Genomic DNA, 13,181 nt, shown 5'->3' on the forward strand with positions numbered 1-13,181 from the left:
AAAATAATTTTGCACTTTTTTTATGGCTTAAATTATGAGATTTTTCAAAATGGTACTGCTATATGTATTTGGTTTTTTATTCGTTTTTGTGGCGATGTATTTTGTTGCTGATGCTATTTTGTCACGTATACCCAGTCCTAAAAATAAACTAGTAGAAAATTCAAAACAAGATTACACCATATATCTGTTGTCAAATGATGTACATACGGACATTGTATTTCCAGTAAAAACAGATTTGCTCGATTGGCGACAGATTTTCCCTACTACAGATACAAAAAGTCAAGATTCTACTTACAAATGGGTTGGAATTGGATGGGGCGATAAAGGCTTTTACCTCAATACACCAGAATGGAAAGATCTTACGGCTAAAACAGCATTAGTTGCTGCATTGGGAATTGGCGAAACGGCTTTGCATATTACTTATCATCATCATATAAGGGAAGACAAACTTTGCTATAAAGTCAATGTCGACCACGATCAATATCAACTTCTTATTGATTATGTGCTCGAGAGTTTAGAAACAAAAGAAAATAAAAAGCCAATTTATATTGAAACTACTGCGCAATATGGCGATTCCGATGCTTTTTATGAAGCTTTGGGTTCCTATAGTATGTTCTATTCTTGCAACACTTGGACGAATCAAGCACTTAAAAACGCCAAACTTCCATCAGGTATTTGGACGGTATTTGATAAAGGAATATTACGGTGGTATAGGCACGGATAGTAAAGTGTTTTTTACATTTTGTAAAAAATACTTGTCATAATGTATGTTTTGTTTTACATTTGTTTCATTATTCAAAATAAACTAAATCATTATGAAAAAAATACCATTGTTGCCACGTTATTTTAGTTGGATTGGGATAATACTTGTCTTAGTATCTTTTATTATCTACTTAAATGGTATTTATAAATTTCTTCCATTTGATTCTTATGGTTTCTGGGGCGAATTTTATACACTTATGAATGTAAGTGAAGTTAAAGGTGAAGAAGATTTCATTTTTGGACTTCAAAAAGTTAATTATAGTCTTATTTTAATTTTAGTGCCTTCTATGATTGGCTTGGCTATCATAGCTTTTTCTAAAGTAAATTTTGTGGAAGATGAATTTATTGATAGAATAAGATTACAATCATGGTCTACTAGTATAATTATTTTTTTGGCTTATAGTTTGGTGATCAATATGTTTACCTACGGTACATTATATTTTTCATTTGCTGTTGTTAGTCCTCATTTATTATTGTTGTCATTTATTTTAATATTTAAAGTGAAGTTACTCAAATTGAATAGGAGGTTAGCAAATGAAGAATAACATTAAAATAAATCGATTATTGAAAGGTTATTCGCAAGAGCAGTTAGCGAATGAAGTAGGAGTTAGTCGACAAACAATTAATGCTCTCGAGGCGGCAAAATATGTTCCTTCTACAGTTTTAGCATTGAAGCTTTCTAAAATATTGGAAAAGAATATAGAAGAACTATTCGAATTGGATGAAAATGATTAGTACTTTGTAACAAGAGTTTTATCTCTAATAATTTTATTATAAGGGTTTTATGATTTATATTCGTTTAATAAATCAAACCATATGAACTTTTATCCACTTTTCGGACGTTTAGGACGTAAAGCAATAGCAGGTGCATTACTAATCACTGTGGTATTATATATCCAAGAATCAATTGGTGATGTCAAAATCGTAGAAATCGCTAAAAAGATAGAAGGAGAATTCTCGATACAATTTGAAACATTGGGGCTTACTTTAGCGAAGAACGATAGTACCTTTATGGTGAAATTTGAAGTGTAATATTTGGGTTTCTAAATTTGATAATCATAAAAAAATCCCCTTAGAAAATTTTCTGAGGGGATTTTTATGTATTGTAATGAGGGGTTATTTAACCTCTTCGAATTCTACATCTTGAACGTCGTCACCACCTTGGTTTCCACCAGCTTGTGATTGACCTGCGTCTCCTTGAGGTTGTGCGCCACCTTGTTGTGAAGCAGCATACATCTCTTCAGAAGCAGCATTCCAAGCGTTTTGTAATTCAGCTGAAGCTGTATCAATGTCTTCGAAATTACGAGCAGCGTGTGCAGCTTTTAATTTTTCTAAACCAGCTTCGATAGGTGCTTTTTTATCCGCTGAGATTTTATCTCCGTATTCTTTCAATTGTTTTTCGGTTGAGAATACTAAAGCATCAGCAGCATTGATTTTATCCGCTTCTTCTTTTATTTTTTTATCCGCTTCAGCGTTAGCTTCTGCTTCTTGTTTCATTTTTTGGATTTCTTCGTCCGATAAACCTGAAGAAGCTTCGATACGGATATTTTGCTCTTTACCAGTTGCTTTATCTTTCGCTGAAACCTTGATAATACCATTCGCATCGATGTCAAAGATAACTTCGATTTGAGGAATACCACGAGGTGCAGGTGGGATATCCGCTAATTGGAAACGTCCTAAAGTACGGTTTTGAGCAGCCATAGGGCGTTCACCTTGCAATACGTGAATTTCTACCGATGGTTGGTTGTCAGATGCTGTAGAGAATACTTCTGATTTTTTAGTAGGAATAGTTGTATTCGCTTCGATTAATTTTGTGAATACACCACCCATTGTTTCGATACCTAAAGAAAGAGGAGTAACGTCTAATAACAAAACATCTTTTACCTCACCTGTCAATACACCACCTTGGATAGCAGCTCCTAAAGCTACAACCTCATCAGGGTTTACACCTTTCGAAGGCTCTTTGCCGAAAAATTCTTTTACCGCGTCAACAATAGCAGGGATACGAGTAGAGCCACCTACTAAAATGATTTCGTCGATATCTGAAGTACTGTAGCCAGCATTTTTCAATGCTGTACGACAAGGTTCAATAGTACGTTTTACTAAGTCAGCAACCAAAGTCTCAAATTTAGCACGAGATAATGTACGTACTAAGTGCTTAGGACCAGTAGCATCAGCAGTAATATATGGTAAATTGATTTCTGTTGAAGTAGTGCTTGAAAGTTCGATTTTAGCTTTCTCAGCAGCTTCTTTCAAACGTTGTAACGCCATAGCGTCTTTTTTCAAGTCGAAACCATTGTTTTCTGCTTTGAACTCATCGTTCAACCAGTTGATAACTGCATTGTCAAAGTCATCACCACCTAAGTGCGTATCACCATCAGTTGATTTTACTTCGAATACACCATCACCTAATTCAAGAACAGAAACGTCATGTGTACCACCACCACAGTCGAACACGACGATTTTCATGTCTTTGTTTGCTTTGTCAAGACCATAAGCTAAGGCAGCAGCAGTAGGCTCGTTGATGATACGTTCTACTTTAAGACCTGCGATTTCGCCTGCTTCTTTAGTCGCTTGACGTTGAGCATCATTGAAGTATGCAGGAACTGTAATTACAGCACGTGATACTTCTTGACCCAAGTAATCTTCAGCAGTTTTCTTCATTTTTTGAAGAGTCATAGCAGAGATTTCTTGTGGAGTATATTTACGGTCATCAATCTCCACACGAGGAGTATTGTTGTCACCTTTTACAATTTTGTAAGGTACGTGAGAGATTTCTTTAGCAGCTTCGTCATAAGAAGTACCCATGAAACGTTTAATAGAATAAATCGTTTTGTGTGGGTTTGTGATTGCTTGACGTTTTGCAGGGTCACCTACTTTACGCTCACCACCATCTACAAATGCTACGATAGAAGGAGTAGTACGTTTACCTTCGTTGTTAGCAATTACTACTGGCTCGTTACCCTCCATAACAGCAACACATGAGTTCGTAGTTCCTAAGTCGATTCCTATAATTTTAGACATATTATGAATATTGTTTTTTACTAATTTTTAAATTTGATAAGTATATATCAACCCTTGTGCCAACAACTATTTTGACTAGTAAAACTTGAATATTAACCAAAAATGTCTTATTTCTGCCACATTCGTGTGACAAAATGTCTTCGATTAGTAAATTAATTGCTCTTGAATCTGTCTTCTTCCCGTATTACTGTCACGTCCACGTTGGAATATTCTGCCAAAATTCTTTACAAATTCATCAAATGATAAAGAATTTGCTTTTTTGTCCTTCCAATCATTTGGAGTTGAATCATTAGTGTAATCGACTTTTGTTGCCCAATACTGGATATGCATTTCGGGAATAGCAAGACCTAAAATCATTCCTGGGAGCCCACAACTCAATGCTGGTCCTGCAGAGACTGGAATCTGATCAGTATAAAATGCCACAAGGTATAATGAATCCGATGTTGCACCATTAACTCTTCTACATTCAAATCCGGCTATATCACGATATTCATCGGTAAAACGCCAAGTAATATCATTCAAACTATCTGTAATGCTGTATTTTTCATCTATTTCCAGTTGTACTACGCTAGTTTGTTTTTTCAGATCTTGAAAGAAGACTTTAGAGCCGTTATTTACTCTACCTCTAGGCATATTCGAATTATTACCTCGGCCTTGGTTTCCACCGAAATTACCCCCTCTTGATCCCATGTTTCCACCACGACCTGTTACCCTAATTTGATTTCCACTAGATGGATTGTCAGCCTCTGCATTTGGATCTAAAGTTAATAATGTACTGTTTTCGTCAAAATGAAGAATCAATTTTTGTGTGCTGGACTCGGGCATATTGTCAAGATTGAAACCACCACCCCCAAATCGCATCATCATATTAGGATCGGCATTTTGTGTCATATTGCGAACTCGAGCTTTTGTAAATGTAATCTTATCGAAAGCGATTTTGCCTCTTGTGCCAAAGTAAGCATACTGTGCGTCACTATTTACGTAAGCCAGTAATAATATAATTGTAAGAATTAGCTTATCCATTGTTTTTCTTTCCTAAATTTTTATGAAAATCCCATTTCAATCCGAATAAAATATAACGTGTCAACATCAATTGTGTAGACTCAGAAAATTCTGTTTCAGAAACATTTCTATTAGTTGTATTAAAAGTCTTAAAAATATCGAATGCCTTAACACTTGCTATCAAGTTCTGACTTTTTAAAAGCTTTTTGCTAAACTCCATATTTGTATAAAATTGTTGGATGCTTTGTCTGTATAATTTTGTAGGTCCCTCAATACTATAATTAATATGGGTAGTAATATTAAATTGTTTAGGTAGAAAGTATCGCAAATATGCAGAACCACCGGTACTGAAATTCGTGTAATTCAAGTCTTGCTGTAAACTATTGCGTTGATTAGTAGCATTCACTCTCCAATTAAAATCATAATCCAGACCCTGTGAATCTTGTTCGTTAAAACTAAATCCACTATGGATTGAGGCATTTTGTGTGTTATTTAGTTCATATTGACCTTGATCATTTCTGGAACCATCTTTAGAATATCGGGTATACGTAAAACCATTGCTGTAATTCGCTCCTGAAAATACGTTGAACTGAACCTTGCGGTCAAATAATGGACGACTATAATTACTATTTAGATTTGCATTCCAACTAGATTTTCCCATCACATTGACATAAGTGCTTGTTGTTAAGGTATCGGTCACAGTACGCTTATTTACGATAGGGTTGTTTTTGAAACTAATAGCAGAGTTCATATTCCAGCTGGTCCCTTTAAGCAGACTCATAGTATTATAGTTGAAACGTAATGAATTATTTACCGCCCTTTTTAGATTAGGATTTCCTTCTTGTACGAAAATAGGAGATGTTTGTGGTTGAAAAGGTTGTAATTGCGAAAAAGATGGAACATCAAAGCTATTTTGGTATGTTGCACTGATGTTTTTACGATTTGATATTTTATAATTACCATTAATATTTAGATCATTGTCCCAAAATGATCGATTAAGATCGATATCGCGATAAGAGTCATTTAGTGCTTGATCTCTATAATTTGTACGATTTGATACAGAAAAATTAAACTGCTCTGTGTTATAATTTAGATTTGCAACTATACTTTGGTTACTCGTTTTATTAATAAGATTTTGAGAATATTGCTTATCAATAGTTCTTTCGCCTTCATTATTATTGAATGCATCAACTTTGTTCTTATTATTATTGAGGCCAACATTGTATCCAATAGAGTAGTGCATTTGTTGGGATATTCTGTCTGAAAATTGCAGCTGTGTAGAAAAGTTATTGCGGTCATTATCATTAATACGTGTTTGATCAACAATGGTTATTTTATCTGTTTCATGAAGATATGTCCTTTGGAATACTGCACTTTCCTGATTTGATTGATTCATATCATTATTAAAATTAATATTGATTGATCGACCATTACTATTTAAACGTTTACGGTAATTTAGTCTAATCTCGTTCGATAAATCGTCACCGAAATTTATATTTGAGTTCCTGAAATCTCGTACAGAATCAGTTTCATTTTTTAACATGAAGCTTTCCGAACTGCTATTTCCGTTACTTTGTGTTTTGCGGGCATTAATATGAACTTCCATATTTGATGTCGAATCTATTCTCCATCTGAATTGTGAACGAATATTATGGCCTTGATTGGCATTTTCATTTTTTGAGCTGCTATTTGTCTCTTGGATTTGATCTGCAGATACAATTTCCTTGTTATAACTTTCTCGCTCATTGCGGTTGCTAGCATCATTGAAGTTGTAGTTAGCATTTACGTTCAATTTTTTATTGAAAAGTTGATTTTCATAGTTGGCTCCAATGGACGTATTTTTTGGCTCACCTGTTATTTGACTATTCATCCTTAAACTGCCTTCACGACCTCCAGAATTTGCCCCCATATTATTGGTATTCGCCGTTATTCCAATTCGCTCAGTACGGTTGAATTTCGCTGCAAAAAGATTTGCAGTATACAACTCTTCTGTACCAATATTACCTTCAACATTACCAAAAATCCCAACCCGCGCTTCTTCTTTGAGAACAACATTGACAGTTTGAAAACGCTGTCCATCATCGATACCGGTTAGTTCTGCTTGTTCTGATTTACGTTCGTAAACTTGCACTTTGTCAACTGCGTCAGCACGCACATTTCGAATTGCTATTTTAGGATCGTAACCAAAAAACTCTTCACCATCAATCAATACCTTTGATACGGATTTACCGTGTGCGGTAATTGCTCCATCTCCAGAGACAGTAAGACCAGGAAGACGTCGTAATAAATCTTCTAATTTGGCATTTTTCTCCGTTTCGAAGCTGCCCGCGTCATATTCGATAGTGTCACCTTTTATGCGAATAGGAATTCTTCCTGTTACTACCACCTCTTCAATAAGATTGGCTTGTGAACTTAAAAGTATATCCTCTAATGTGGTGTTTTTTGTAAGTTGAACAGCTTTAGAATGCAGTTCAAATTTTGGATAGGAAATTATTAAAATGTAATCATTTGGATTTATCTTTTTAAATTCAAAATTTCCATTTTCATTCGCTCTCGTATGGTATTTCAAAATTGAATCTTGATCTAATAAGATGATTGTGGCATTTGTTAATGGCGTATTATCTGCTTTGTCTAGTACTCGTCCATTTAGATTAGATTGCGCTAAAGTTATTTTTGAAATTAATATTCCTAAAACAATGAATAATATGTTTTTCATTAATATTGGTTGTTGGATAATCGTGTTAGATATGACTTTTGGTGAAAGGTTTAATCGAGAACCAACAAATTTATGACAAAAATTATTTTATAATAAAGTACATTTGTTTAGGTTAAATAAACAGTTTTATGACTTTTGAAGAATACTTAAATTATTTTGAGCAAATCATTTTAAATCCCGAGCAGTACCCGATTTACAAAGATGAAAATTATTATCAATATGCGAAGTTGAATTGGTCAAGAACAAATCGTTGGCTGAACAAATTTGAGCCAACAGATGAGTTGAAAACATTAATTTCATCTATAAAAGAGCCGCAAACTTGGATAATTATTACAGAACCGTGGTGTGGAGATGCAGCGCATTCGGTGCCGCAACTGATAAATATTGCAGAGAACAATCCATTGATAACTATTGATGTTCAACTGCGCGATGACGAACCATTTCTAATCAATAATTATTTGACTAATGGTGGTAAATCAATTCCAAAAGTAATATTTCGGAATGCAAATAATGAGGATGTAGCTGTTTGGGGGCCACGACCTCAGAAATTGCAAGATTTGTTTCTGTTTTGGAAAGAGGAAGGTGTTGAGTTTAATACCATGAAAGAATCCATTCAAAAATGGTATAATGAAGATAAAGGAGTTGAAATACAGAATGATTTGATAAAGTTGTTTGCTGTGTAGTTTATCTTAATGATTTATGAAATCACTTGTTTAATGAGCTTTTGATTTATTACTTGTATAATGCATATAGAAGACATTCGCGATTATTGTTTAGCAAAATCTGATTCTGTAGTTGAAGAGACTCCGTTCGGACCAGATACCCTTGTGTTCAAAATAGGTGGAAAAGTATTTTTGCTGATAGGTTTGGACCAGATTGAAGATTTGAGATTCAATGTGAAGTGTGATCCTGAATATGCTGTAGAATTGCGAGAAAAGTATGAGCAAACGGTTTTTCCGGGATATCATATGAATAAAAAGCATTGGAATACGGTTGTTGTTGGAAGAGAATTAAATACGCACCAACTTACAGCCTTGATAGACCATAGCTTTGATTTAGTAATCAAAGCTCTACCAAAAGCCTTACGCGATTCGATAAAATAAAAATGGCAATCTTTTTGATTGCCATTTTATTACATTTTTAAACCTATTTCTCTTAGTCTTTCATCCAAATATTGACCCGCTGTATAATCTTCGTATGCTTTTGGATATTCTTCCGAAATACATGAATCCAAACAAGCCAAACTCATACTTGCTTTTGGATGTAAGAAGAATGGGACCGAATAACGAGAAGTTTTCATCAACTCACGAGGAGGATTTACTACACGGTGTGTTGTTGATTTCAGTTTGTTATTTGTTAAGCGTTGAAGCATATCACCAACGTTTACCACGATATCTTCACCTTTAGCTTTGATTGGGAACCATTCGCCATCTTTGGTCAATACTTCCAAACCATCTGCACTTGCTCCGATTAATAAGGTGATTAAGTTGATATCTTCATGCGCTCCTGCTCTTACTGCATCATCAGGAATTGCTTCTGGATTTTCAATAGGAAAATAATGAATCGCTCTTAAAATTGAATTTCCATTGATAACATATTGTTCAAAATAGTCTTCTTCTAAATCTAAATATGAAGCAATTGCATTTAATAAGTTACGGCCAGCATCTTCTAGTTTCTTATATATTTCGGCAGTTATTTCATTAAATCTTGGTAATTCTGCTACTTCAGGATTATCTGGAAAATCAGCTTTCGAATATTCTTCACCAACAATTGTTTGACCTCTTTGCCAAAATTCTTTTAAATCTGGCACCTTAGCATCTTTAGCTTTTTCTCTTCCCTTGCTTGTGTACCCACGCTGACCTGCTAATTCAGGATATTCGTATTTATCTTTGATTTCTTGAGGCAAATCAAAAAATGCTTTTACTATGGTATATAACTCATCAATTAATTCAGGACTTAAACCGTGGTTTGCAATCGTAACAAAACCAGTTTCGTTAAATGCTTTACCGATATCTTGTACAAACTGTGTGCGTTGCTCGGTAGAACCCTGTGTATAATCATGTAAATCTAGACGAGGAATATTTACTAATGCCATAATTTTGCTTTTTGTTTATGCAAAGTTAAATCATTATTCGAATATTCGATATTGATTATGTTTATAACCTATTGTATATTCGTGCTAATTATTAGATAATCAGCGTTTAAAAGTTATCCACATACGCTTTTAACGAACCTATATCTACTTACCAATTATGCTTTTAATTAGATTCAGACAGTTTTTTATTAAAAAATCAACATAATACTTGAAATATTAAATTCTAATCTATAGATTTGTTATGCTTGCATAATAAATGTAGTAGAGCCATTTTACCAATCGACTATGAGCCAGAATAAAACAATTGACTATTTTTTAAAAGCCGCATGGCAGACTGTAGCGAATAAGTACAACAATATAGCTACACAATATGGATTTACTCAGGCGGCTGGGTACATTTTAATCAATATTCATAAAGACGGAACACCAGTTTCACAAATCGCTAATTCAACAGGAGTGAAGACTACATCGTTGTCACGTGTGTTGGTGAATCTGGAAAGTCTAGGATTTATATACCGCGAAGCTAGTGTACAAGACAAACGTTCTGTCAAAGTATTTTTAACACCACTAGGTGTAGAAAAGAGAAAAATAGCCAAGGATGTAGTAAAAGGCTTTAATGAATACTTGGAGGCGCAATTCTCTGAAAAGGAAAGGCTGCAGTTGGCTCAAATGCTATTGAAAATAAATGATTTGGCAAATAAATACGAACCACAAATCATGGTGGAGGAATAATCATAAAATTATAAACTTATGAAGAGAAGTATTAAAAAAGTAGCTGTATTAGGTTCGGGGGTCATGGGCTCGCGTATCGCATGCCACTTTGCTAATATTGGTGTGGAAGTGTTGCTCATGGATATTGTTCCTCGAGAATTACTTCCTGCCGAAGAAGCAAAGGGGATGACATTAGAACATGCTGCGGTTAGAAATCGAATCGTTAACGCTTCGTTAGATACTGCTATAAAATCTAATCCATCTCCATTATTTAGTAAATCTTACGCCAAACGTATCAAAACAGGAAATTTTGATGATGATATGCCTAAGATTGCTGAAATGGATTGGGTGATAGAAGTGGTTGTCGAAAGATTAGATATTAAGAAATCCGTATTTGAGCAGGTAGAGAAATACCGAAAGCCAGGTACATTAATTACTTCCAATACATCTGGTATTCCGATTCATATTATGAACGAGGGAAGGTCTGATGATTTCAAAGCGCATTTCTGCGGTACGCACTTTTTCAACCCACCACGTTATTTACAATTGTTAGAAATAATTCCTACATCAGAAACTAAGCAAGAGGTGGTTGATTTTCTGATGCATTTTGGTGATAAAATGTTGGGAAAAACAGTCGTATTATGCAAGGATACTCCGGCATTTATTGGTAATAGAATTGGCGTTTATTCGATGTTGGCTTTGACGCATTTGGTTGATCAAATGGATTTGAGCGTCGAAGAAGTCGATAAATATACAGGTCCTGCCATGGGACATCCAAAATCTGCTACTTTCCGTACTGCAGATGTTGTAGGATTGGATACTTTGGTCAATGTAGCGAATGGGCTTGACCAAAATGCTCCGAATGATGAAGCCAAAGGTGTTTTCGAGTTGCCTGCATACATCACCAAGATGGTGGAAAATAAATGGCTAGGCGAAAAGACGAAAAAGGGTTTTTATGAAAAGGTGAAAGCTGCAGACGGTAGTTCTGAAATTCTGTCTTTGAATTTGAAAACCTTGACATATGGCTCTCAACAAAAAGTTAAATCTTCGACATTAGAAGCGACTAAGTTGGTGGAAGATATTCGCAAACGGATGAAAGTATACGAGCAAGGAACAGACAAAGCGGCTACCCTTTTCCGTGCGATGCATTATCCTTTATTCGAATATGTTTCGAAGCGAGTGCCCGAAATTACAGATGATTTTTTCCGAATCGATGATGCGATGCGTGCAGGTTTTGGATGGGAAATTGGTCCTTTTGAAGTTTGGGACGCTTTAGGTGTTCGCGAGACAATAGCTAAAATTCAGTCGGAAGAAAAGCGTCTTCCGGGTCAAACGGGTGAAGTAGCACAGTGGGTGCATAATATGTTAGCCGCAGGTGTCGAAAGTTTTTACAAAGTAGAAAATGGTGTTCGCCATTATTATGATATAGCAAGCAAATCGTATAAACCTATTCCAGGAACGGAAGACTTAATCGTATTAGACCATATTCGTGATTCTAAAACGATTTGGAAAAATTCTGGTGTTTCCATTATTGATTTAGGTGATGGAATTATCAATTGTGAATTCCATACGAAGATGAATACTATCGGCGGTGATGTCATTCAAGGTATCAACAAAGCAATTGATATTGCGGAAAAAGAATATCGTGGATTGGTGATTTCCAATGATGGTAAAAACTTCTCTGCTGGTGCGAATATCGGTATGATATTCATGATGGCGGTGGAGCAGGATTATGACGAATTGAATATGGCGATACGCATGTTCCAAAATACAGCAATGCGTCTTCGTTATTCATCAATTCCTGTAGTGGCGGCTCCTTTCCAATTAACATTAGGTGGAGGATGTGAGTTTTCGATGCATGCTGATTTTGTGCAGTTGCATGCTGAAACCTACATGGGATTGGTAGAGTTTGGTGTGGGGGTGATTCCTGGTGGTGGAGGTTCGAAAGAATTTGCGTTACGTGCTTCGGATGAATACAAGCCAGAGCAAATCGTTCAGACTACGTTAAAGGATAGATTTTTGACGATTGGTCAAGCTAAAGTCTCGACTTCAGCTGTGGAAGCATTCGAGTTAGGTTATTTGCAGGCTGGAAAATTCGCGATTACGATGAATCGTGCACGCTTATTGGCTGATGCAAAAGCAAAAGCGATTGAATTGGCAGAAGCAGGCTATGTACAACCAATTCCACGTACGGATATCAAAGTATTGGGTAACCAAGGTTTGGGAATCGTCTACGTAGGAGCTGACTCGATGCGTGCTGGTAAATACATCTCGGATCACGACAAGAAAATCTCCGAGAAACTGGGCTGGGTGATGTGTGGGGGCGACCTCTCCGCGCCGACGGAAGTGTCGGAGCAATACTTACTCGACTTAGAACGCAAAGCTTTCTTGGAATTATGTGCAGAACGCAAAACATTGGAGCGTATACAGCACATGTTGACTAAGGGTAAGCCTTTGAGGAATTAATGGTGAGATATGAGAGGTTAGATTTGAGACATTAGACATGCATAATTTACTCGAGTTGAAAGTTTGGAATAGAGCTATTGATTTATCAGTGATTCAAATTTTCCATCGGATGAAAAGTATGGTTTGTCGTCTCAAATAAAGAGGTCTGTTGTATCTATTGCCTCAAATATAGCCGAGGGAGCTGGAAGGAATTCGATTAAAGAATTTATCCATTTTCTAGGAATAGCCAATGGTTCTGCTTATGAGTTACATACACAAGTATTAATTGCAAGTAAGTTAGGATTATTGGATTCTGAGAAATCCATTGAAATATGTAATAAATTAATTGAAATTCAGAAAATGATTTTTGGATTTCAAAATAAACTTAGAAATGATGAACTAAGGTAGAGAAGTAGATAAAAAATC

At 35.5% G+C, this 13,181-nt stretch carries 13 protein-coding genes; 9 read left to right on the forward strand and 4 right to left on the reverse strand.

Translation table 11 applies throughout. The annotated features are described in order from the left end of the window. Positions 1-34: 34 nt before the first annotated feature. From GOQ17_RS01020 to GOQ17_RS01035, 4 genes are all read left to right on the forward strand, one after another. On the forward strand, positions 35-724 hold the full coding sequence (locus tag GOQ17_RS01020) for a TIGR02117 family protein (protein ID WP_159633490.1): 690 nt from the start codon (positions 35-37) through the stop codon (positions 722-724). A 91-nt stretch (positions 725-815) separates the two neighbouring features. Beyond that, on the forward strand, positions 816-1,307 hold the full coding sequence (locus tag GOQ17_RS01025; RefSeq protein WP_159633493.1) for a hypothetical protein: 492 nt from the start codon (positions 816-818) through the stop codon (positions 1,305-1,307). Continuing rightward, positions 1,297-1,497 (forward strand): helix-turn-helix transcriptional regulator, encoded by a 201-nt coding sequence (locus tag GOQ17_RS01030; protein WP_159633496.1) that lies wholly within the window; start codon positions 1,297-1,299, stop codon positions 1,495-1,497. Before GOQ17_RS01025 ends, GOQ17_RS01030 begins: the two co-directional genes overlap by 11 nt. An 81-nt stretch (positions 1,498-1,578) precedes the next feature. Continuing rightward, on the forward strand, positions 1,579-1,794 hold the full coding sequence (locus tag GOQ17_RS01035) for a hypothetical protein (RefSeq protein ID WP_159633498.1): 216 nt from the start codon (positions 1,579-1,581) through the stop codon (positions 1,792-1,794). 84 nt (positions 1,795-1,878) lie between these two features. On the opposite strand, the gene dnaK is transcribed toward GOQ17_RS01035, so the two are convergent. The 3 genes from dnaK to GOQ17_RS01050 form a co-directional block, all read right to left on the reverse strand. Further along, positions 1,879-3,786 (reverse strand): molecular chaperone DnaK, encoded by a 1,908-nt coding sequence (gene dnaK, locus GOQ17_RS01040; protein ID WP_159633501.1) that lies wholly within the window; start codon positions 3,784-3,786, stop codon positions 1,879-1,881. 144 nt (positions 3,787-3,930) lie between these two features. Then, positions 3,931-4,809, reverse strand: coding sequence for a GLPGLI family protein (locus GOQ17_RS01045; protein ID WP_159633504.1), 879 nt, complete (start codon positions 4,807-4,809; stop codon positions 3,931-3,933). Further along, complete coding sequence (locus GOQ17_RS01050) at positions 4,802-7,504, reverse strand: TonB-dependent receptor (RefSeq protein WP_159633507.1); 2,703 nt, start codon at positions 7,502-7,504, stop codon at positions 4,802-4,804. The genes GOQ17_RS01045 and GOQ17_RS01050 overlap by 8 nt, the downstream gene beginning before the upstream one ends. 128 nt (positions 7,505-7,632) lie before the next feature. On the opposite strand from GOQ17_RS01050, the gene GOQ17_RS01055 reads away from it, so the two are divergent. Together GOQ17_RS01055 and GOQ17_RS01060 are read left to right on the forward strand one after the other, a co-directional pair. Further along, the gene (locus GOQ17_RS01055; RefSeq protein WP_159633510.1) at positions 7,633-8,187 is read left to right on the forward strand and encodes a thioredoxin family protein; all 555 of its coding nucleotides are present in this window, start codon (positions 7,633-7,635) and stop codon (positions 8,185-8,187) included. Between the two features lie 60 nt (positions 8,188-8,247). Beyond that, a complete protein-coding gene (locus GOQ17_RS01060) occupies positions 8,248-8,607 on the forward strand; it encodes an MmcQ/YjbR family DNA-binding protein (RefSeq protein WP_159633513.1) in 360 nt (119 codons plus the stop codon). Between the two features lie 29 nt (positions 8,608-8,636). Here GOQ17_RS01060 and GOQ17_RS01065 read toward each other — a convergent pair whose 3' ends face one another. Beyond that, positions 8,637-9,599 carry an isopenicillin N synthase family dioxygenase gene (locus GOQ17_RS01065; protein WP_159633516.1) on the reverse strand — a complete coding sequence of 321 codons (963 nt, stop codon included), beginning with the start codon at positions 9,597-9,599 and terminating at the stop codon, positions 8,637-8,639. 285 nt (positions 9,600-9,884) lie between these two features. Here GOQ17_RS01065 and GOQ17_RS01070 point away from each other — a divergent pair, with 285 nt between their 5' ends. The 3 genes from GOQ17_RS01070 (at position 9,885) to GOQ17_RS01080 (ending at position 13,163) form a co-directional block, all read left to right on the forward strand. Continuing rightward, the gene (locus tag GOQ17_RS01070; RefSeq protein WP_159633519.1) at positions 9,885-10,331 is read left to right on the forward strand and encodes a MarR family winged helix-turn-helix transcriptional regulator; all 447 of its coding nucleotides are present in this window, start codon (positions 9,885-9,887) and stop codon (positions 10,329-10,331) included. An 18-nt stretch (positions 10,332-10,349) separates the two neighbouring features. After that, positions 10,350-12,776, forward strand: a complete 2,427-nt coding sequence (locus tag GOQ17_RS01075) for a 3-hydroxyacyl-CoA dehydrogenase/enoyl-CoA hydratase family protein (protein ID WP_159633522.1) — start codon at positions 10,350-10,352, stop codon at positions 12,774-12,776. A gap of 123 nt (positions 12,777-12,899) precedes the next feature. After that, entirely contained in the window at positions 12,900-13,163 is a 264-nt protein-coding gene (locus GOQ17_RS01080) for a four helix bundle protein (protein WP_236537010.1), read from the forward strand. The last annotated feature ends 18 nt before the right edge of the window (positions 13,164-13,181 follow it).

Source organism: Sphingobacterium composti, assembly GCF_009829075.1.
GTDB lineage: Bacteria > Bacteroidota > Bacteroidia > Sphingobacteriales > Sphingobacteriaceae > Sphingobacterium > Sphingobacterium composti.

Bases quoted from the DNA above. Each gene is read 5' to 3' on its own strand.
- GOQ17_RS01020 (WP_159633490.1), top strand. From the start codon at position 35: ATGAGATTTTTCAAAATGGTACTGCTATATGTATTTGGTTTTTTATTC.
- GOQ17_RS01025 (WP_159633493.1), top strand. From the start codon at position 816: ATGAAAAAAATACCATTGTTGCCACGTTATTTTAGTTGGATTGGGATA.
- GOQ17_RS01030 (WP_159633496.1), top strand. From the start codon at position 1,297: ATGAAGAATAACATTAAAATAAATCGATTATTGAAAGGTTATTCGCAA.
- GOQ17_RS01035 (WP_159633498.1), top strand. From the start codon at position 1,579: ATGAACTTTTATCCACTTTTCGGACGTTTAGGACGTAAAGCAATAGCA.
- dnaK (WP_159633501.1), bottom strand. From the start codon at position 3,786: ATGTCTAAAATTATAGGAATCGACTTAGGAACTACGAACTCATGTGTT.
- GOQ17_RS01045 (WP_159633504.1), bottom strand. From the start codon at position 4,809: ATGGATAAGCTAATTCTTACAATTATATTATTACTGGCTTACGTAAAT.
- GOQ17_RS01050 (WP_159633507.1), bottom strand. From the start codon at position 7,504: ATGAAAAACATATTATTCATTGTTTTAGGAATATTAATTTCAAAAATA.
- GOQ17_RS01055 (WP_159633510.1), top strand. From the start codon at position 7,633: ATGACTTTTGAAGAATACTTAAATTATTTTGAGCAAATCATTTTAAAT.
- GOQ17_RS01060 (WP_159633513.1), top strand. From the start codon at position 8,248: ATGCATATAGAAGACATTCGCGATTATTGTTTAGCAAAATCTGATTCT.
- GOQ17_RS01065 (WP_159633516.1), bottom strand. From the start codon at position 9,599: ATGGCATTAGTAAATATTCCTCGTCTAGATTTACATGATTATACACAG.
- GOQ17_RS01070 (WP_159633519.1), top strand. From the start codon at position 9,885: ATGAGCCAGAATAAAACAATTGACTATTTTTTAAAAGCCGCATGGCAG.
- GOQ17_RS01075 (WP_159633522.1), top strand. From the start codon at position 10,350: ATGAAGAGAAGTATTAAAAAAGTAGCTGTATTAGGTTCGGGGGTCATG.